This window comes from Lewinellaceae bacterium, from assembly GCA_020636105.1.
Classification (GTDB): domain Bacteria; phylum Bacteroidota; class Bacteroidia; order Chitinophagales; family Saprospiraceae; genus BCD1.
The window spans coordinates 906,345-927,858 of record JACJYL010000001.1 but is presented as its reverse complement, the minus strand read 5'-3'; the positions used below and the strand labels follow the sequence as shown (position 1 = coordinate 927,858).

General features: G+C 42.9%; 14 protein-coding genes. 8 read left to right on the top strand and 6 right to left on the bottom strand.

The annotated features are described in order from the left end of the window. The first annotated feature begins 181 nt into the window (after nucleotides 1-181). The 6 genes from H6571_03355 to H6571_03330 all read left to right on the top strand — a co-directional run bounded on the left by H6571_03355 (nucleotide 182) and on the right by H6571_03330 (nucleotide 9,581). A complete protein-coding gene (locus H6571_03355; GenBank protein MCB9322756.1) occupies nucleotides 182-1,888 on the top strand; it encodes an activator of (R)-2-hydroxyglutaryl-CoA dehydratase in 1,707 nt (568 codons plus the stop codon). A 57-nt stretch (nucleotides 1,889-1,945) separates the two neighbouring features. Next, nucleotides 1,946-5,401: a CoA activase gene (locus tag H6571_03350; protein MCB9322755.1), complete on the top strand. Its 3,456-nt coding sequence runs from the start codon at nucleotides 1,946-1,948 to the stop codon at nucleotides 5,399-5,401. Between the two features lie 56 nt (nucleotides 5,402-5,457). Further along, complete coding sequence (locus tag H6571_03345; GenBank protein ID MCB9322754.1) at nucleotides 5,458-6,117, top strand: hypothetical protein; 660 nt, start codon at nucleotides 5,458-5,460, stop codon at nucleotides 6,115-6,117. Nucleotides 6,118-6,151: 34 nt separating this feature from the next. Beyond that, nucleotides 6,152-6,778 carry a hypothetical protein gene (locus H6571_03340; GenBank protein ID MCB9322753.1) on the top strand — a complete coding sequence of 209 codons (627 nt, stop codon included), beginning with the start codon at nucleotides 6,152-6,154 and terminating at the stop codon, nucleotides 6,776-6,778. Between the two features lie 12 nt (nucleotides 6,779-6,790). Beyond that, nucleotides 6,791-8,017 (top strand): patatin-like phospholipase family protein, encoded by a 1,227-nt coding sequence (locus tag H6571_03335; GenBank protein ID MCB9322752.1) that lies wholly within the window; start codon nucleotides 6,791-6,793, stop codon nucleotides 8,015-8,017. Between the two features lie 121 nt (nucleotides 8,018-8,138). Further along, the gene (locus tag H6571_03330; protein ID MCB9322751.1) at nucleotides 8,139-9,581 is read left to right on the top strand and encodes a glycoside hydrolase family 125 protein; all 1,443 of its coding nucleotides are present in this window, start codon (nucleotides 8,139-8,141) and stop codon (nucleotides 9,579-9,581) included. 66 nt (nucleotides 9,582-9,647) lie between these two features. Here H6571_03330 and H6571_03325 read toward each other — a convergent pair whose 3' ends face one another. Further along, complete coding sequence (locus H6571_03325) at nucleotides 9,648-12,698, bottom strand: histidine kinase (protein MCB9322750.1); 3,051 nt, start codon at nucleotides 12,696-12,698, stop codon at nucleotides 9,648-9,650. Next, nucleotides 12,695-14,545, bottom strand: coding sequence for a hypothetical protein (locus tag H6571_03320; GenBank protein MCB9322749.1), 1,851 nt, complete (start codon nucleotides 14,543-14,545; stop codon nucleotides 12,695-12,697). Before H6571_03320 ends, H6571_03325 begins: the two co-directional genes overlap by 4 nt. Before the next feature lie 135 nt (nucleotides 14,546-14,680). Here H6571_03320 and H6571_03315 point away from each other — a divergent pair, with 135 nt between their 5' ends. After that, on the top strand, nucleotides 14,681-15,397 hold the full coding sequence (locus H6571_03315; protein ID MCB9322748.1) for a glycosyltransferase family 2 protein: 717 nt from the start codon (nucleotides 14,681-14,683) through the stop codon (nucleotides 15,395-15,397). Between the two features lie 16 nt (nucleotides 15,398-15,413). On the opposite strand, the gene H6571_03310 is transcribed toward H6571_03315, so the two are convergent. Further along, nucleotides 15,414-17,747, bottom strand: a complete 2,334-nt coding sequence (locus H6571_03310; protein ID MCB9322747.1) for a TonB-dependent receptor — start codon at nucleotides 17,745-17,747, stop codon at nucleotides 15,414-15,416. A 405-nt stretch (nucleotides 17,748-18,152) separates the two neighbouring features. On the opposite strand from H6571_03310, the gene H6571_03305 reads away from it, so the two are divergent. After that, nucleotides 18,153-18,503 carry a 4Fe-4S dicluster domain-containing protein gene (locus tag H6571_03305; protein MCB9322746.1) on the top strand — a complete coding sequence of 117 codons (351 nt, stop codon included), beginning with the start codon at nucleotides 18,153-18,155 and terminating at the stop codon, nucleotides 18,501-18,503. 6 nt (nucleotides 18,504-18,509) lie between these two features. Here the strand turns inward: H6571_03305 and H6571_03300 are convergent, their stop codons facing one another. From H6571_03300 to H6571_03290, 3 genes are read right to left on the bottom strand one after another with little or no spacing between them, the layout of a single operon-like run. Further along, entirely contained in the window at nucleotides 18,510-19,913 is a 1,404-nt protein-coding gene (locus H6571_03300; protein ID MCB9322745.1) for an outer membrane beta-barrel protein, read from the bottom strand. Continuing rightward, a complete protein-coding gene (locus tag H6571_03295; protein ID MCB9322744.1) occupies nucleotides 19,903-20,463 on the bottom strand; it encodes a sigma-70 family RNA polymerase sigma factor in 561 nt (186 codons plus the stop codon). The genes H6571_03300 and H6571_03295 overlap by 11 nt, the downstream gene beginning before the upstream one ends. Nucleotides 20,464-20,506: 43 nt before the next feature. Continuing rightward, nucleotides 20,507-21,310, bottom strand: coding sequence for a hypothetical protein (locus H6571_03290; protein MCB9322743.1), 804 nt, complete (start codon nucleotides 21,308-21,310; stop codon nucleotides 20,507-20,509). Between the last annotated feature and the right edge of the window lie 204 nt (nucleotides 21,311-21,514).

Genomic DNA, 21,514 nt, shown 5'->3' with positions numbered 1-21,514 from the left:
AATTGTGTTCTTCTTCATTTTAATTGTAGCCCAATATTGACCATCACACCCGGGCTGCATTAATTGAATACCTTTCCATAACTACTGTTTGCTGTAAATCGTTTGGAGTTCGTGTTCCTTGATTGAATAGGAATTAATCTCACGGCTAATTGATTGATTAACCTGGATAATTTATTTGCATATGGATAACCTTCAAAACACAACAACGCAAACAGGTACTTTTTTCCCGATTTTTGAATCTCCCCCCGTTAAAACTCCTGTTGATCATCACTTTCGAATACACAAAGAACGACCATTTTTATTCCACGAAAGGGAGACCACGACGGTTCTGGTAGGCGGTTTGTCGCCAACCCATGACTTCCTCTTTGAAGCGACCCTGAACGAGTTGGGAATAAAAGCTAAAATGCTGCCTCCTACCAATCTGGAAGCCTTCCACTATGGAAGGGAATACGGCAATAACGGTTATTGCAACCCTGCTTATTTTACCGTGGGAAACCTGATCCGCTATTTGAAAGGTTTGGAAAAATCGGGGGTGAGTAAAGAGGATATTATTGAAAATAATGTGTTTTTTACGATAGGATGTAATGCTCCTTGTCGTTTTGGAATGTTGGAAACGGAATACCGAATGGCTCTTAAAGATTGTGGTTTTGACGGGTTCAGGGTAATTCTTTTTCAGAATGAAGGGGGATTGAAACAGGAAGTCAAAGGGGATGGGATCAATGTGGATCCTGAATTCTTTTTGGCTACGGTCAATGCTCTTAACCTGGCAGACGTAATCAACGAGTTGACCTATGCCACCAGGCCTTATGAGGTCAATAAAGGACAAACGGATGAGGTGCTGGAACAGGCAAAACGGTTTTTATATGAAAAGCTCAAAAATAAAAAGAGAATTGTTCTCCCTAAACGATGGGACCAGTTTTTGAACCTGTTTCATTTGAGTGAGCCGGTCACTTTTATTGCCCGGTTTTTGGACCAGTTGAGTAGTAATTATTATACCGATGCACTTAAAGAGGTCCGTAAAATGTTTGAAACCATTGAAGTAGATAGGTTTAAAGCCAAAACCACGGTCAAAATAACCGGTGAGTTTTGGGCCATCACTACCGTTGGTGCCGGGAACTTCAATATGTTTGAATTTCTTGAAAAAGAAGGTTCCGCTTTGTTGATCGAACCGGTAGCCTCTCTTGTTCAGTTTTTATTTAGCAAGGGTAAACTCCGGCATGCCAATCGTCGGAAAGTGCTTTTAAAGCAAAACCTGACCCATCGATGGAATCCTGTCACCCGCTTGAATAATTATTTCGCTTATCAAAAGAAAGCCCTGGTCTTGTGGCTTGGAAATCTCCTTTTCAGAAGAGAATACGCCCGTTTATTAAAAGCATTGGGGGGCGATTATCACATGTTACTCGATCAGAATGAACTACAAAAAATTGCAGAACCTTACTACAATATCAATATCGAAGGGGGGGAGGGTTATATGGAGATAGCCAAGAATATTTACTACCACGAGCACTATCTGGCGCATATGGTTTTGAGTTTAAAACCATTCGGATGTATGCCAAGTACCCAGTCCGACGCTGTTCAGGCTTCCGTCATGGAAAGTAACAAAGAAATGATCTACCTCCCCCTGGAAACAGCGGGGGAAGGGGAAACAAATGCCCAGAGTCGTGTATTGATGTCGCTGGGGGATGCCCGGGTAAAAGTAAAAACTGAAATTAATGAAGCCCGGAAAATCGTGACTTCCAGCATGGAGGAAATGAGAACTTACGTCGAAAACCACGCCGAGTTAAAAAATCCGTTATATATCGTTCCGCGACGTAAAGGGGTAGTCAGTATGGCTGCAAACTTTATTTACCATGTTGATGACCTGATTCAAAAAACTCAGAGGACTTGACGAGGAATTATTTTATCGTCATTACTATAGTTTCCATTTCACTCTAAAACTAACCTTATGGAGAACATTAAAATATATATCGGGATAGACGTAGGTTCTACCACTGTTAAAGCGGTGGTTATCGATGCAGTTTCCAAAGAGATCATCTGGCAGGACTATCGGCGCCATGAGACGAAACAGCCGGAGGAGGTATTGTCTTTCCTCAAAAGAATAGAGGCCGAATTTTCGCATGTTCCTATGGATCAAATGCGCATATTTATGACGGGCAGCGGTGCAATGAATATTGCACACCTCATTGGCGCCAAATTTGTCCAGGAAGTAACGGCCGTTTGCCTGGCCGCTGAAAAGCTGTATCCAGAAGTAGGATCCATCATTGATCTGGGAGGACAGGATTCCAAGATCATCATTTTTAAAGAAAATCCACGTACCGGTAAAAAGAAAAAAATTCCGAGCATGAATGATAAATGCGCCGGAGGTACAGGGGCGGTCATCGACAAGATCAATGCTAAATTGGGCCTTTCTCCTACAGCTCTTGGTGAGCAAGGTTATGATGGCGTTAAATTGCATAATGTGGCCGGGAAATGTGGTGTTTTTGCAGAAACTGACATCAATAGTCTCCAAAAACAGGGCATTCAGACCTCCGAGCTCATGGCCAGTCTTTTTGAAGCCATCGTACTTCAAAACCTGACGGTATTGACCAGGGGGCACACGTTACGCCCGCTTGTCCTGTTGCTTGGAGGTCCCAATAATTATATCAGGGGGATCAAGGAAGCCTGGAAGCACCATATCACTCTGATATGGCAGGAAAGAAATTATCCCCTGCCTTCGGATATGGATCCTAAAGAGCTCATTTTTGCCCCTGAAAATTCCCTCTACTTTGCGGCCATTGGCGCGGTAGAATTTGGATTCGAAGAAGAGGAAGACCTTGGAAAATACACTGGAATCGGGCAGCTTGAGTATTATATTAACGAAGGACGTTTGCAAATACGGTCCGGTGTTGACAAAGGGCTCGTGGCATCATCGGAAGAACTGGCAGCTTTTCTTGAAAAATATAACCCTAAACCATTTGTTCCGGCTTCATTTGAAAGAGGCGAAAAGGTTTGTGGGTTCATAGGATTGGATGTGGGGTCTACTTCTACCAAAGCCGTATTGCTCAGCCCGGAGAAACAGGTTTTATTAAAAGCCTACCAGTTATCCAAAGGAAATCCGATTGAAGATACCAAAGAGGTGCTGCATAAAATCCACCAACAGGTAATTTCAGTAGGGGCTTCGCTTGAGGTACTAGGACTGGTGACAACAGGTTATGCAAAAGATGTACTCAGGGAGGTTTTATCTGCCGATACGGCTGTAGTAGAAACGGTGGCCCACACCAATTCTGCCCTGCATTTTTATAAAGATGTCGATGTCATTTGTGATATAGGAGGGCAGGATATCAAAATTATGATGCTTAAAGATGGCAAGGTGAAAGACTTTGAGTTGAACACTCAATGCTCTGCGGGAAACGGGTATTTTTTGCAGGGGACCGTGGAAAGTTTTGGCATACCGGTGGAAAAATATGCAGAAGTGGCTTTCACGGCCCGTCTGAATCCGACCTTCAGTTTTGGTTGCGCCGTATTTTTACAGTCGGATATTGTAAACTTCCAAAGGCTGGGTTGGAAACCAGAAGAGATCCTTGCTGGTTTGGCCGCCGTATTGCCCAAAAATGTATGGCTTTATGTAGCTCAAATACCCAATTTTGCCAAACTGGGAACGAATTTCGTTCTTCAGGGGGGCACGCAAAAGAACCTGGCAGCGGTCAAAGCCCAGGTGGATTTTATCGAATCCCGCTTTGAAGGCAAGACTGAAAAACCCAATATAACAGTGCACGAACATTGCGGGGAAAGCGGAGCAATCGGAGCCGGACTGGAAGCCATTCGATTATGGGAAAACGGGCATAAAACCACCAGCTTTATCGGGCTTGATGCGGTTTCGGGCATTCACTATACCTCTTCGGCCAACGAAGATACCCGGTGCCATTTTTGTAAAAACAATTGCCTGCGAACGTTCATCGAACTCGACCTGTTGCCTCCTCCAGGAATGGAAGGAATTGGGCTATTAAATGGCAATGGGAAAAGCAATGGGAAAAACACCAGGGAAGCGTATCTGCCCATCCAGACAAATGGAATTTTTTCCCAAAATGGGAATGGCAAACACGGATTGCATAAACGCATTATTGTTGGAAACTCTTGTGACAAAGGATCGGTGGAAGATGTAAAGGATATGCGAAGCATCAAAAAGGAAATAGATGCTACTTTAAAAGCTACTCCTAACCTGGTGAATGTGAGCAATAAAAAATTATTTAAAAGTTATGACCCGGAAGGGGTATTTGATCCTGTCCGGACATTTGATTCCAGGCAACGACAGGAAGCTTTTGCCCGAAGGGCAAAATGGAGAATCGGGATGCCTCGCGCTTTATTGATGTATTCCTTTGCTCCTTTGTTCCGGGCCTATTTTGAAAGTTTGGGTGTAAAAAAGGGCAATATTATTTTTTCGGATTTCACCAGTGAAAAGTTATTTAAGGAAGGCGGGAAAAGAGGAACCATTGATCCTTGTTACCCCAGTAAGGTGACCCTTTCTCACGTGCATGATCTGCTTTACGTCCAGCATGAAAAAAGGAAACTGGACATGATTTTCTTTCCCATGATAGGCAACCTGGATGCCGGGTTGAAAGATATGGTAGGAAAATGGGCATGTCCCTCCATTGCTCCTTCGCCTGAATCTGTCAAAGCGGCCTTTACGAAGGAGGGAGATATTTTTGCTGAAAAAGGTATAAAATACGTCAGCCCTTTTATCAATCTGGCGGAACCGGAGTTATTCGAACAACAGATGTATGAAATGTTCAAACCCATTTTTGGACTGACACGGAAAGAAAATAAACGTGCGATTGAAACAGGTTGGAAAATGCTTGAACAATACCGGAATGAAATGAGGAAAGCTTCAAGAACTGTGCTGGATGAGTTGGAGGCCAACCATAAAATAGGTATCGTATTACTCGGACGGCCTTATCATAAGGATCCCGGGATCAATCACGAGATTTTCGATGAATTCCAGAAATTGGGCTATCCCGTGCTGGCCCAGGATATTCTGCCTTTAGACGACGCTACGCTTGAGCAGGTTTTCGGGGATGACATTCGGTCAGGAAGGATAAATGATCCTATGGAGATTTCTGATGTGTGGAAAAGGTCTCTGAGTTCCAATGTAAATATTAAGTTGTGGGCTGCCAAATTCGTTGCCAGGCACCCCAACCTGGTGGCGTTGGAATTGTCTAGCTTTAAGTGCGGTCACGATGCTCCAACCTACAATGTCATTGAAGAGATCATCGAAACTTCCGGAACTCCGTTTTTTAGTTTCAAGGATATCGATGAAAACAAACCTAAAGGTTCTATAAAACTCAGAATTGAAACGATTGATTACTTCCTCAAGCAGTACCGTGAGCAGGTTTTTGAACACGCTTATTCCACTGAACTGAGCTGATATTTTGACAACATCCAATTGGCACTTATTTTTTATTGCAAAAATATGCATGATATATGTGTCATCTAAAATGTCTTAAAGCGGGTTCTTTTTTCTTTCTGTTTCTCTTTTTGAGTCTTAGCACTTCGGCTCAGCCGGATTGTGAGTTACAGACGGTCAAGGACGGTATTAAAGTATACTCCTGTAAACGTGAAAATTCTGACTTCAATGCCGTAAGGGCCGGGTTTGAGGCAGAAACAACTTTGGCTCAGTATGCTTCCATTGTATTGAACGTGGCAGAATACCAATATTGGAATTATGCGGCTTCTAATCCTTATGTGATCAGAAAGATCAATGAGGAGGAATTGATCTATTATACTGAGGCGAAGGCACCCTGGCCGATTATGGATCGGTTTGTCGTCCTGCATTTGAGTGTAAAAAAGGATCCAAAGACCGGGCACCTGATGGTGAAACTGGAAAATGTACCGGACATATTGCCTGAAAAAAAAGGGTTTGTCAGGATAAAAGAATACTATTCCGTGCTGGAGGTGATTCCCATTGGCCCCGAAAAAGTTAAAGTTAAATATTTCCTTGAGGTGGATCCGGGAGGAGCTGTCCCTGCATGGGTCACCAATCTGGTGAGTTCAAATTTCCCGATAAATACTTTTTCAAATCTCAGAGAAAGGTTAAAATACCTCAATAAGGATCAAGTCACAGATGGTTCAATACCTCAATAAAATGCGTTTTTTTTAACCCTGACAAACTGTAATAATGGATCAGATAAGCAGAATCATTCAAAACTTACAAAGGAAGTTTTTTTACTACAAGCGTAAAGGTTATTACACTTTTATCGGTACCAATGTCCTTAAGATAGTTTTTTTTTACGGATTGGTTATTGTGGCCTTTATTCTATTGGGAAGGTTTTTACTGGATTTTGACCAGTTGTACCAGGGGGCTATTGATAAATTTACGAATATTGAGGTCCTGTCCATTTTTTTTGTCTCCGAAGCCATTTTAGGCCCTCTTCCCCCCGATATTTTTATGCTTTGGGCAGGTAAATTTAATTCGCCGGTATTTATGCTTACCCTGCTGGGGGTGCTGTCCTATATGGGAGGTGTGATTTCCTATAAGATTGGTACCTGGATCTCAGGTCGCCCTAAGATCAAAGCATTTACCGAAAAGAGATTGGAAAAATATATTAACCTGACCCGAAAATGGGGCGGTGCCTTTATCACTATTGCTGCCCTTTTTCCTTTTTCTCCTTATGCCACGGTGGTGTTGGCAGTATCCGTATTGAAGTACCCTTTCAGAATGTTATTGATTTTTGGATTGTTCCGGATTGTGAGGTTTGTGGTCCAGGGCATGTTGATGATCCACCTGATTGATTTGGGATTTTAAAATATATATGCCATGTATAAAATATTATCATTGGATGGTGGAGGAAGCTGGGCGATACTTCAGTTATTGACTTTAAATGAACGTTATCCGGGGTGGTCAGGTCATCAGGTGTTGAAGGAATATGACCTTGTCATAGCCAATTCCGGGGGAAGTATTGTTTTGGCAGCTCTTGCCGAGAACTGGCCGCTGACGCAGGCCCTTTCTCTATTTGAAAACAGAGGAATCCGGGAATCCATTTTTAGCAAGAATCGTTTTATGGAGCGTTTCTTTCCTACGGATTATACCCGGTTATTTGGTGCCTTCGGGCCCAAATATAGTGCTAAAAGAAAAGGAGAGGCCTTTAAACGGCTGTTTCCCGAAATTGATAAACGCCAGATGTGTGAGCTGCCTGAATTTATCGGAAAGGATCAATTGAGGATCGTCGTGTGTACTTATGACGCCCTGAATAACAGGGCCAAATTTTTTAAATCTTACGGGTATGAAGAAGGAGATGAATGTTTTGACTCTATCCGACTGACACAAGCCATCCACGGTTCTTCCAATGCGCCGATTCAGTATTTTGATTTTCCAGCCAGGTTTAAAGCCAAACAAACCGAGGTTTTTTATGAGTTATGGGATGGGGCTTTGGGTGGTTTTAATAATCCCGTTGTTGCCGGAATAATTGAAGCGATAAAACTGGGTGTTCCTAAAAGTGAAATCAGTATTGTGTCGCTTGGTACGGGAAATAAATTAATGTCCGCAGAGGATAAAGAACAATTCTACAAGATAAAGCAATGTGCTATTGAGGACCGCCGAAAGAAATGGAATTTTTTTAAGTTAAAAAACCAATTGGCCTATTTTGTCAAATCAGTTTTGAATCAGGCTAAAACTATTCTCTATGAGCCCCCTGACTGGGCTAATTATGTCGCATTGATGTTTCTCTTTGAGCAACTTGATGAAGAACCTTGTGATCGTTTTATACGGCTTTCCCCCATGATTCATATAGATGATAATACTCCTGAAGCGGTTATTGGGCTTATGAGGAGTTTGTACCGGTTGGACATGGATATTACCAAAGATGAAGAAATTGATTTGATCAAACAATGTTTTAAACAATGGAAAAATGGTGTCATTCAAAATCAGCCAATTGTTTATAAAGTGGACAGGAATAATGTACTCGAATTCAAAAATGGCTTAAGGACTTTTGCAGAAGCTATGGACTTGTGGGAATACGGTGAAATGCATTTTTACGCCTCGTGATAGAGATCAGGTATTTTTTTAAAAAAATAAATGAATTCACACTCTTTTTATTTTTGTGATTAAACCGTAGTTTTGGAATTGCCTTATTTCCTGAACGATTCCAAATTACAGCATAAAATTTATGGATAGAAGAATATTTTTGAAACACCATTCCATGGCACTTGGAGCTTTTGCATTCCCTGCGTCTCTATCCCTGGATTTTTCGCGGATATTTCCCCGGGTATTAAAATCCAATCGCCCTCCGCTGAAGGATCGTACTTTTACCAGTGAGGCAGTGGAGGCCCTTATCAAAGAAGTAAAAGCTGCCATAAAAGATGAGGAACTCGCCTGGATGTTTGAGAATTGTTATCCCAATACCCTGGATACTACGGTAGATTACGAGGTTATTGACGGGAAGCCCGATACTTTTATCATCACCGGGGATATCGATGCCATGTGGCTGAGGGATTCCACCGCCCAGGTTTGGCCGTATATGCCGCTCATTACAAAAGATGAAAAATTGAGGAACCTGGTAAAAGGGTTGATCAACAGACAGATAAAATGTATTCTTAAAGATCCTTATGCCAATGCTTTTTACAAAGACCTGACTAAGGAGTCGGACTGGAAGAGTGACCGGCCTTCGCCTATTCCTGGCGTACATGAAAGAAAGTGGGAAATCGACTCCCTGTGTTATGCTGTCCGGCTGTCTTATGAATATTTTGTCATCACGGGGGATGCTTCCATTTTTGATCAGGACTGGGAGCGAGCGATGCAATTGGTGGTCAAAACATTCCGGACAGAACAACGTAAAGACGGAAAATCTCCCTACTCATTTGTCCGTCAAACTACGGCTATGATCGATGCCCCCACTTTTTCAGGCACTGGAAGGCCCCTGAAACCCGTTGGATTGATTGCCTCTATGTTTCGCCCTTCAGATGATGCCACACTGTTTCCGTTTTTAATCCCTTCCAATATTTTTGCAGTCATTTCCTTACGGCAATTGTCTGCTCTATTCCGGGATGTTTTGAAGGATGATTCAACCGCGAATGAATTGACCGAATTTGCCGCAGAGGTGGATGCCGCCATCCGTCAGTATGCCATTACAGAACACCTTGACTTTGGGGAGATTTATGCCTATGAGGTGGATGGGTTCGGGAATAAAGTGTTTATGGATGATGCCAATGTACCTTCATTAATGTCACTGGCTTACCTGGGCGCACATTCCACTGAAGATGATTGGTATAAAAATACACGGACTTTTCTACTGAGCGAAAGCAACCCGTACTACCTGAAAGGGAAAGCAGGGGAGGGGCAGGCCAGTCCTCATACGGGGAAAGAAAAAATTTGGCCGATGGGTATTATTTTGAGAGCGATCACGAGTACCGACGAAAAGGAAATCGTGTTTTGTCTGCAAATGTTAAAAAATACACATGCCGGAACGGGATTCATGCACGAGGCATTTCACAAGGACGACCCTTCGGATTTCAACCGGTCATGGTTTGCCTGGGCGAACACTTTGTTTGGAGAGTTGATTATAAAAATTTATCATGAACGAAGGGAGGTATTATCACGGGTGTTTGAATAATTAGGGGGTAAATTTTCTCAGTGTGCACCGATGATTTTTTGCACATGAAATCCACCAGGCAATAAATCAGATTTTTAACTTTATTAAAACCTTCGTTCCGCCTGGGGAACCATCCTGGTTAATAATATCCTCAATTATAAAACCATCCTGTATATTTTTATTCAGCAGATATAGTCGTTCCGCAGTCACCTCCAGCCCCATTGATTTATGATGCGATTCCCGCTGACTTTTTTGTTTCGATGCGGCTGCACGGCCAATACCATTGTCGGTAACGGTGCACAGCAGTTGATCCTGGTTTTGTTCAAACAGGATGGCGATCCGGCCGTTTTTTCCTGAAGGAGCCAGCCCATGCACAATAGCGTTTTCCACAAACGGCTGGATCATCAGTGGCGGAATGAAAACATCTTCCGTGGCAATGCCCGGGTTCGCTGTGATCTCGTAAGTGAAGGCCTGGTCTTTACCAAATTGCTCCAGGGAAAGATAGTCATCTAGGCTTTTCATTTCATCCGCAAGAGGGATGAGTTCGGATCTTGAATTTTCGAGCACCTTTCGCATCAGCCGTGAAAATTTTGACAGGTAATACCGCGCCTGTTTGGGGTCTTTTTGACCAATGAGGGCCTGTATAGAATTGAGGGTATTAAAAATAAAATGCGGATTCATCTGAAGTTGCAGAGCCTTTTGTTCCAGTTCCAGCATTTTCTTTTCCATGGATAATTGCTGTTCCTTTTGGTAGGACTTTCGTTTTAGCTGGTTGAATCTTTTTTTCACTATGGCTCCGAGGAGCAAAATCAGTAGCCCGGCAATGGCCCATGGGAACCATTTTTTTTGCCAGAAAGGGGCCTGGATGGTAAAGGGAAAGGATATAGGTTCTGAGGATTCAATCTCGTTACTATTGAGGCTCTTCACCAAAAAAGAATATTGCCCAGGGGCAAGATTGGCGTAGCGTACCGTATTGTTTTCGGAAAAGGGACTCCATGCTTCATCGAGTCCTTCCAGTTTCCACCGGTATTGAATGGCTTGCGGAGCCGAAAGGTCTGTACCCTGGAACTCAAAAGTGATATCATTGATGTTCCAGGGCAGGAAAAGGGCGCCTTTTACCCGTCCCCAGTTGTCCATGATTTGGGCAAATTTGGTTTCGCGCAGGGGAGTGTATTCGAGGGCAACATTGGTGAAACGCAGGAAAGGAGGAATGGTGTCCTTATTGGTGTATTGGGCATTATATTTGGTCAATCCGTTCATGGTACCGAACCATAAATTACCTTGATGATCCTTAAGCACTGCATTGGTGCAATTTTCGATGCCGGAAAATCCTTCAGCCCGACCATAATGTTTCACCTCGAGAAGATTTCGATCTTCGGTAAAGCGGATACAATCCACTCCTTGTTGACTCCCTGCCCATAAACGCTGCTCATCATCGATAACAAGCGAATAAATATTCTCAGAATAAAGCTTATCGAGCGGTAAAAAAGAAATGTCCAGGCTATCGGAATACAAAGACAATCGGCCAACTCCGGCATCTGCAGTACCCATCCAAAGGTATCCGCTAGAGTCTTCAGCGAGCGAACGAATGGATTCCGTGAATAACACGTTGGACCGATCGAGGATAAACTTTATGGAATCTTGTTCAATACAGGCCAACCCCCCGAATCTGAGAGCGGCCCATATTCTTCCGAGTTTGTCGGCATGCAGGTCATTGGTATAGGGTCGGGGCAATCCCACTTTGGCATCAAAATTCTTAAAGTCAATAGATAATCCAAGTGAATCCCTGGTAACATTTGCTTTACTGATCCCGTCATTTGTCCCAACCCAAAGATTTCCGGATGGGTCGCGGATAATGTCTTTTACCCAGTTTCCGGCAAGGCCCAGGGATTCCGTAAAAAAAATAAAGGACAAATTGTCTTTATAAACCAATCCTTTGCCTTCCGTACCAATCCATGCACCTCCATTGCTGTCCAATAACATGGCTTTAACGGGAATGTCAATAAAATCCGTATTGGCTCCGTGGTGTACTACGCCGGAATCGGTCAGGACTGAAAATCCGCGGTTGGATGCCGAAACCCATAGATTCTCTGAAGTATCCTGGAGTAAAGCATACACCCGGTTGGCCAGGAGGCTGTTATTGCGGTCAAAATGTTCAAATTGCTGCCCGGAATATTTGCTAATGCCACCGCCTGATGATCCGAGCCAGATATTCCCCCATTGGTCCTGGGTTATGCACCTGATGTCATTTTTACACAATCCTTCCTGTTCGGAAAGGTGTGTTAACGAGGAATCGACAGGGTTAAAGACGGATAGGCCTTTGTCCTGATAGGCTAACCAGGTTTTATGGTCCCGGTCAATAAAAAGAGATTGGACGAAATTTGATTTTAGGCCGTTCCCGGTATTTAGCCTGCTGAATGTTTTGCCATCAAAAACAAAAGCTCCCCGAGAGGTTGCCAGCCAGAGGTTTTCATGGTGGTCCTGAGAAATGGCGTAAACTTTGCCTCCCGTAAAGCCGTTTTGATACCCCCAGGATGTTGTTTCCTCTCCCAGGCAGATGATCTGATTGTCGAGCCCGATCCATAAATTATCTTTTTTATCCGGGAAGAGGCAGTTAATTCGAAGATTGGGGATGTTTTTGGGCAACAGCGCATTCTGGTTGGTGAAATATTTGCCATCAAAAAGGTAGAGTCCGGCCGCTGTGCCTAGCCATATTTTACCTTTTTGATCAATGGTCAGGGCTATAATGACCTGACGCTCCAATGAATCCAGGGCGTAAGTTTTGAATTTCACTCCATCATAAACACATATGCCTTTGTCTGTTCCTATCCAGAGATTGCCGTCTTTATCTTCCTGTAGGGCAAATACATAACTTCCAGATAGTCCGTCCTTGCGGGAATAATTGTAAAATCCTAAACCATCGAACCGGCTCAATCCGCCCCCGTTGGTCCCCAGCCACAAATAACCACGGCTGTCTTTTAATATGGAATAAACCTGTGACTGGGCCAATCCATCACTAATGGAATAATTGTGAAAATTAAATTGCTGCCCTACCACCAGGTCAGGCAGGGTAGAAAAATAAAGGCACAAAATAGCACTCCACAAAAATGGACTTATCCTTTCCGTGAATTTGATCATTTTCTGTCCCATAATTCCACCTTGAAATTATCGATATAAACCGGGTATCCGTTGCTGTTTTGGATAAAAGCCTTGAAAGTATCTTCCGGAGAAGCTGTGGGTGGAATTTTTACAAAAAAGACCACTTCATCCCATACTCCGGCTTGTCCGCCCCAAAGACTCATGAACCGGTTTTGCAATTTGTTCCCGATCCAGGTCTGTCTGAATTTGGTGATTTGCCCTTCCTTTTCAAAATAACCCACCATGAGGGACATTCTCCACCAGGAAGGTTCTTTGGTTTCTTTAAAACACCAGGCACTAATTCTTAAGTATTGTCCGGGAGTGGCGTTGAGTTCTCCCAGGGTCGCAGACAATCCCGGGGAATATGTTTTTTCCTTGGTGAGTTGATAAGCAAAATTACCTTCATGGACCACTGACCTTTGGTAATTTTCGTCGAGAGAATCTTCAAAAGTATTATAATATAACTCCCTGACTTTGAAATGATTGTCTAAGCCGGGTTGAGGTTCATTGGATTCGTAATGGACGAGATCCTGGTAATTCAGTTTTGTCTTGCCAAAGGTGGAAATATAATAGGCCCTGGAAGCGGTTTCTGACCACATGATGCCTTTGGACAACTGGTAGGTCTGAAAAAGATTCAATAAGGAGAAAAACCCAATAAGGAATAGGGCGACATAACTGCCGATCCTTTTTGTGTTAAGAAAGGACAGGGCATAACCCAATGGAATGCTTAACAGGGCATAAGTTTCGACCATGGGGCGTGAGCCAAAACCATTGATGTAATACCAGCACCACCAGCTATAGGCAATATAAATATGGATGGGAAGGAAAAACACGATAGGCCAGAACCAGTCCCGGTGTTTTAATAAAGAAAACATTCCCAAAAGGGCCAGCACCATGATAGGGGTGTACACCAGCCATCCGTTGTGGAAGCTGGTCAGGCCGCTAAGAATATGAGGGTCGCTGAAGTTAAACCCCTCGTTTCCATAACTGTAGAAAATCCATTCCCCGGTGATGCTTTTCCAGTAGATCATCTGGAACGTACCCACCAAGCCATAGGCAATGGCCGACAAAAGAAATAAATTTTTGTGTTCCCACACATATTTTATCCGGTTTCCTAATCCTTTCAGGGCATACAGTAAAGGGATGAACAGGCAAAAAATTTCGACCGGCCGAATGAGGGTGATCATTCCGGCAGAAAAGCCAATTAACAGGGCCATTTTCCAGCCTGGGTTCTCGTAAAACCTGTCGGTGCCATACATCAATAAACCATAAAGGCCAAAAAGATAAGCATGGGCCATTCCGCTGTTGTATGCGGTGAAATAGTAGAGATTGGTGGCGAGGGTGACGCTTATCAGGAGCAGCAGGGTGATTTTTTCTGAAAATAATTTTCGCCAAATACTCATCAGGAACCAAAGTCCGAGGAAGGCATAAAAAAAGGCCGATAAATGATCAAATACGATGTAGGGAAGGGAATAACCGTCCGCAGGATAATGGAAGATCTTAGCTGTCAGGTGCCCGAGTAAAAAGAATGGGGCCTGTAATATAGCCACGCCCATGGTGTACTTGATCACTTGTTTGCCATCCCCGATATGAAGGGCTACATCTGTTCCCAGTGGATTGGATGAGCCACTTTCGAAGCCTGGATGGTATTTACCCCGGGTAGCATAGGTCGTTTTGAGATTGTCCAGGTCGCGATGGATAAACACGGCCGGCAAATATGCATTATATCCCCAGCTATCACCTCCGCCAATAATTCCGGTATCCCATTTTTCGTAATAAATGAAGGAAGCCAGGTAAACGATCAACACGCCAAAGAAAACCCATTTAATTGACTTGGAATGAAACATAACGTAACGATAAATTTAGGCAATGGTTTATTAACAATATTTTCCTTAAAGGTATAAAAATTGTAAAATACATAAAGTTATTCCACTTATATTGGGATATTTGCCGAAACATTGGAGAAAAAACATAAAAGCTTAATGAGTCAAACCTTATCAATCGTTATTCCGGCATACAATGAAGAACGTACCATTCACCTAATATTAGATAAGGTGAAAGCTGTCGATCTTATCGGGAACCTTTCCAAAGAGATCATCATTGTGAATGATTGTTCTTCCGACGATACCCGGGGAGCGGTGCATTTCTATATGGAATCCAATCCGGATTTTTCCATAAAATATTTCGAGCATGAGATCAATAAAGGGAAAGGTGCTGCATTGCACACCGGAATACGCGAGGCAAAAGGGGAATGGCTCATCATCCAGGATGCAGACCTCGAATATGATCCTGAAGAGTACAATATTTTATTAAAACCAGTGCTTGATGGTTTTGCGGATGTGGTTTATGGCAGCCGGTTTATGGGTGGGAAACCCCATAGAATATTGTTTTTCTGGCATTCTATCGGCAATAAATGGCTGACAGGGCTCTCCAATTTCCTGACCAATCTAAACCTGACCGATATGGAGACTTGTTACAAGCTTTTTAGAACGGAGGCCATTCAAAAGCTGGAACTTAAGGAAAACCGCTTCGGTTTTGAACCGGAGGTAACCGCTAAAATTTCCCGTATTCCCAATATTCGTATTTACGAAGTAGGTATTTCATACTATGGTCGCACGTATGAAGAAGGAAAAAAGATAAACTGGAAAGATGGTTTCCGGGCAATCTACTGCATATTAAAATACAACCTGTTCCGGTAAAAATTCGCTTTCTCTGTTAAAACTTGAAGGTCAGCCCCACACTTGGTAAAATCGGCAATTGGTTTACCCGGTTATTCGTGATCCGATCCACATAAAATACATTTTCCCGGTTGTAGGCATTCGTCAGACTAAAAACAGCTTCCAAAGACGATTTTTCCGAAAACTCAAAGGTGCGTTTTAGGGAGAGATCCAGTCTGTGATACCAGGAGAGACGTCCTCCATTCCTGTCTTCTGACAGGACAGTACCCAGGTTGAAATTTCCGGTAAGGATATCAGTATAAAGCAAATTTGAAAAATCGATATTTTCATAAAAGCCTTGTGTCTGGGTAAAAGGAAAGCCTGACCCCAGGTTCCAGCGGGCGCTCGCCTCCCAGTTTTTGTTTTTTCCGAAATTCAGTGTTGCCAATGCATTAACATTGTGGCGACGATCGAAAATGGTAGGATAGACCTGTTCTCCGTCATCCCTGTTGACGTAACCAAGGGAATAGGTAAACCAAAGATAAAGATTTTGTTTCTCGTATTTCAGAGAGAAATCAACACCGTACGCATTGCCGGTTTCTGTTACGAAATTGGCATCTTCACTCGAAAGTTTGTTTCGGTTAATACTGATGAGTTGATTGAAACGCTTCAGGTATCCCTCAACATTAACAGTAGTATGTTTTCCGAAATCCATTTCGAAACCACCAATGGCATGTGTCGCTTTTTGAAGCCTGTGGTCTGTTTCTGCGGAGGTATTCAATTTGAAAATTCTTTCCTCTGGTCCGGAAAGGAATCCGACGAAAAAGTTGACCACATCCAGTTCATTTACCGTACTGATGAGGTTTTGAGAATAGATTCCTGCGGCGAATTTAAAGCGCAATCCCGGGGTGGCATTGTATTTCAGGCCTATCCTGGGTTCTAAAGACATGTTGGATTGTGAAGCATAATATTGTAACCTGATCCCCGGTTCAATGATGACTCTTCCTGCAATTTTCTTTTTCCATTTTAAGTAACCGGAAAGCTCACTGGTAAAGTCTTTTTGCTGGAAAGACAAACCAATACTGTTGTAAAATTCAAAATCGGTATTGAAACCATTGAATTCAAATCCGTAGTTTAGCTGACTGTCTTTACCGAAATAGGTAAAGTTCATGTTGATAAAATAGTTATTAATGGAACTCGTTCGGGGTTTGTCGTCAGACTCAACAAGGGAAATATCGTAATTGGAAAAGGCGGCTGTTCCGTTAATCACCAGGTTGGAACTTGGGGGTACCAGAGTGAAGTCGGCACCTGATCCGAAAGCTTTCCAATTGAGGTCGGCAAGGCCGATAAAATTGAATCGGTCAGCAAAGCGAAACCCAAATAAGTTGATCTTACTGCCGTTGCCTCCCACAATAGAGAATTTGCCATAAAAATCAGAATAAGAGTAAGGCAAACCAATATCACCTACATCAGCCAGGGTGGTATCACCATTGGCAAAGGAATAAAAACTGGTATCTGTAGCGTAGTTGTAAAGCACTTTGGAGGTCTGATCGAGGTAAGAGTGTTTTCCTGTGAGGATAAAGGAGGTGCTGGACCCAGTTTTATTATCCAGTTTTTTTATAGGACCTTCGAGTAATAATTTACCCTGAAAAGGACTCACCGACGCTAAGCCTCCGAATTCTTTTTTATTACCTTCCCGGGTTTTTATATCAACTACAGCCGAAATTCGACCTCCATACTCAGCGTTAAAACCTCCCGTGAGTACATCTACACTTTTGATGGTTTCAGTTTCGAAAACGGAAAAGAATCCTATGGAATGGAAAGGGTTGTAGATCGTCATCCCGTCGAGTAGTATCTTATTTTGGATCGGAGCCCCTCCCCGAATGTATAGCTGTCCTCCCTGATCACCTGAAACGATAATGCCGGGCAATACCGGCAGATATTGTGCAATGTCAGATTCACCGCCCGTGGAGGGCAGGCTTCGGATTTGTTTTGGGGTAACCCTTACTTTGGAGACCTGTACATCGGAGCGAGCTTTTTCTTTTTCAGCAGAAACATTTACGGTCTGTAGGTTGACCATATTTTGTGAAATGACGATTCTTTCGTAAACTATTTTTCCGGCGATAACAGTCACTTCCACCAGGGTACTATCGTATCCCAGGTAGGAGGCTACAATGGTCTGAGGGCCTTCAGGAACACTGGGGAAGGTGAAAAAACCATCAAGATCGGTGGTGGCTCCCAGGTCGGTGTTGGCAATTCTTACGTTTCCGTAAATGATGGGTTCTCCGCTTTCCATGTCAAAGATATTCCCCCGAATGATGCCTGTGTTTTGGGCGTGAAGAAAGGGCGTGAGCATCAGTGAGAGGGCAATAAACCATATCGTTTTTTTCATCGTCTTAGCCAAATTTTGTCGAGCGGTTATCTTAAACTTCAAATTTCTATTTTCGAGCCGCAAAGATAATCTTTAATTTGGGTGCTTTCCAAATGTTGGGTCGGGTATTGAAAGTGTTTTTGCAATAGTATCTGTCAAACGACAAATAAAAAACGACGTAGCGGAAAGCATACGTCGTTTTAAAATTTCAGGTTCTTAGATGCCTGATAAGAGAGCACGTTTTATGGAGTATTAACCCTTTTTTTATGGCTGTATTTTACGGGGGTATTAATTTAACATAACTTGACCCTTTTTTATTCCTGGCAACTTAACGTAAGTTTTTATTGTTGCAAAAGGAAAGATACTTTTAGCGGTTTATTTGGGGTTGACCATTCAAACCTATATTTTTGCAAAAAATAAAAGACCATGGCTATTATCATTACGGATGAATGCATCAATTGCGGAGCGTGTGAACCTGAATGCCCCAACAATGCCATTTATGAAGGCGGAGAAGAATGGGCAATGGCTCAGGGGACTAATTTAAAAGGTTCTTTCAAGCTGGAGACCGGAATTATTGTCGAGCATGATGAGTCTCAGGCTCCTATTTCTGAGGAGTATTATTATATAGTACCCGACAAATGTACAGAATGTATGGGTTTTCATGATGAGCCACAGTGCGCCGCAGTTTGCCCTGTGGATTGTTGTGTGCCGGATCCTGACCGGGAGGAATCGGATGAGATTTTATTGGCCAGAAAACTAGCCCTGCATGGTGAATAATCATGTTTAAAACATCCAGTACCCTCCTAAGCGAAACCTTTGGTTACCTGTTGAAATGTAGTTTTTGTCGGTTAAAGAACCAGGGGTCACCTGGTAGTCCATTGTAATGCCAAAGTGCTTGGTTATCTGGTAATCCAGGCCAATATGTACAGGGAATTTCCATTTTTTTATGGCTGCCGGCGCTACGGCTTTTGAGGTGAAATAGAAGAAGCGGTTATTGGCAATAGGAATTGGGGTGGCCAGGTCTGCTCCCGCTACGTAATTTGTGTTGTCCAGGGCTAATTTGCCGGCAGGACTGATATAATTTTCCCTGTTGGTCATCTTGCCACGGAGATAAATGGAAGGCGTGATTCCGGCACTAAGGGCAAGCCTTGGAGTTAATTTATATCCCGCTTTTATAGGAAAGGCCAGGTAGTAGAGCTGAACGTTAAGGTTGGAGCTTCCTGATGCCTGCGCTGCATCCTCGAATCCATTTACGGGGCTTGAAGTCACATCACTCGGGTCATAATTAAAATTATCAAAAACCTGAGCATTGATCTCGGTGGTGGTCGGAATGGAAGAATCTTCCAGGGTTAAATTGAAATAACTATTGGTGTTGACCTCCAGCGTCCGGATTTCCGATTGGAAGCCGGAACCCATGGAAAGGCTCCATTTGGAATTCGGCAATCTTTTGTTTAAAGCAATGCCTGCTTCAAATCCTTTTAATGAAGAGAATCCTTCTGTTTGGCTATTTGCGTAGGCCATTAAATCAAGCCAGGAGGGTTTGCTGCCCCGGGGTAAATCAATGTCATTTTCGGAAAAAGCATAATCCTTCTGAGCGGGTTCCTGTAAGGACAAAGACAGCGTCCTGATTTTCCTGATTGAATGATCAACTCTTGAAGTATAAGGTTTCTCATCAACCTGAGCAAATCCGTTTAAAGGCAAGGTCTCCGGGCTGGAATCAATTGTTTTTTTATCCAGGGGTTCATTTGGCAGGAGGGAGGGAGCATCCGGATCAACAATCGTAACGGGAGTATTGATGGGGGCATCCGTGTTTTGAGTGCGCGCTTTGGGAAGGTTATTTGGGGTTACTTTTTGAGTGGAGATCCTATTTTTTTCCTTAATCGACATTTCAATCGAAGCAGGGGGAGTTGAAGGTATCGCTGAATTTTTTGAGTCGTTGTTTTCCTGAATATTTGAAGCAATGATTTTTTCTTTAAATTCATCTTTTGGTGAGGTGGAATCTTTAGACCATAACAAAATTCCTGAACTGAGGAGCAGCAGGATTCCTGCAGCCATCCAGAACCATACGGCTGCACGTCGTTTTTTATTTTCCACCGGCATTTCAAGGTCGAGCATCTTATTCATCTCAAGCCATGCCTTTTCGGTAAACTCCTTATCCATATAACGCTGTATGTCCTTATCCCGCATGATGTTTAATATTGAGTTGCGTTTCTAATAAAGATTTCAGTTTTTTCCTCGCTTCCGACAGATACCACTTGGAAGTACCGGCACTGATGTCCAGTTTTTCTCCGATCTCTACATGGGAGAATCCTTCCACGGCGAAAAGCCAAAAAACTTCCCTGGTTGATCCTGATAAATGATCGATCAGGGCAATGATGTCCTCGTAATAAAGTTTGTTTAAAACATTATCACTGGCGGGTCCATCTTTTTCGTTGATATCCAAAAACTTTATGGTTCTGGATTCTTTTTTAAAATAGTCGGCTAGGCTATGAAAAACCAGCCTGCGTATCCACCCTTCGAAAGAGCCCTTGAAAGCATAGGTATCCACTTTCTGGAAAACCCTCAGAAAACCTGTGTTGATGATTTCGAGCGCAATTTCCTGATCTTTGGTATATCTCATACACATACGCATCATGGCAGGAAAGTACTTCTTGTAAAGTATCTCCTGGTAACGTCGGTCATTCCCGACGCAGCCTTTGATGAGTTCTGCCTCTGATGGTTCCCTTTTACCAAACATAAGTAAGGTGCGTATAGTGTAATGTAGAATTTAATCCCATCGTTTAAAAAATGATCCCTGCACTTAGACTTATTCGATTGTAAATGGCATCTACAACGGTGATGTCTGAGTTAAAAGTGGATGTTTTTTCTATAAATTGTTTTTGAAATTTATAACCCATTTCAAAATATATATTTCCTGTTTTATCCCCTCCGAACCGGTAACCAACGGAGGGGTTCAGCATCAATCCTCCTTCCGCCTGGGTAATGCCGAATTTTTCATTCGCAAAAGCCATTCCATAGCCGGCCTTGATCGCATAAAACGGGGTATTGGATTTCTTCTTTAAATACCCTCGGACCTCGCCATATACCGGAAAAAGGCCTTCGCCCTGCCTGGAGGAATAATTGTCTTTGCCAATGCCCAGGCCAATGCCCACCATCCGGTTAAACATATACCCGGTGGTGGTAGAAATTCCGATGCCCATTTTAAGGTAACTGCCGGACCTTCCTCCAAACCCGGAAAACCCTGTAGCATTATACCATCCCGTTTCCCTGAAAAGGTATTTCCTTTTCTTTTTAGGAGCAGGTTTTTGTACTACCTGGGGGACACGCTTCTGAACAGAGGCCTTTTTCACCGGTTTTATATCCATTTGGATTTGTTCAATCCTTTGAATATCGTTGTCGGGTATTGTATCTAAAGTGCCATTGAGGCGTTTCAATACTAAATATTCCCCCTTCCGATAGTCCACCATATTGCCTTTGTAAACCTCGCCGTTGTTCAAATAAATAGTGGCGATGTTTTCCTCACTTTGAGCATTCAGCATTGAGGTCATTAGCATAAAACATAAAAGGAGCAGCTTTTCCATCATTTCAGATTCACGTTTATTGATTTTCCTTCCGACCTGAAGGACCGGATGGGAAAAAGTATTTAGTTGATTTAAAGAACTATCAAAGATAGCCGGATTAAATAAATAATGAAAATTAGAAAAGCTAGGTTCGACCTTTTCTTTTAAAGGTCTTTAACTTATCAAGCAAGACGGAAGAAAGGAAAGAAAAGGTTGGAGAAAAAGACG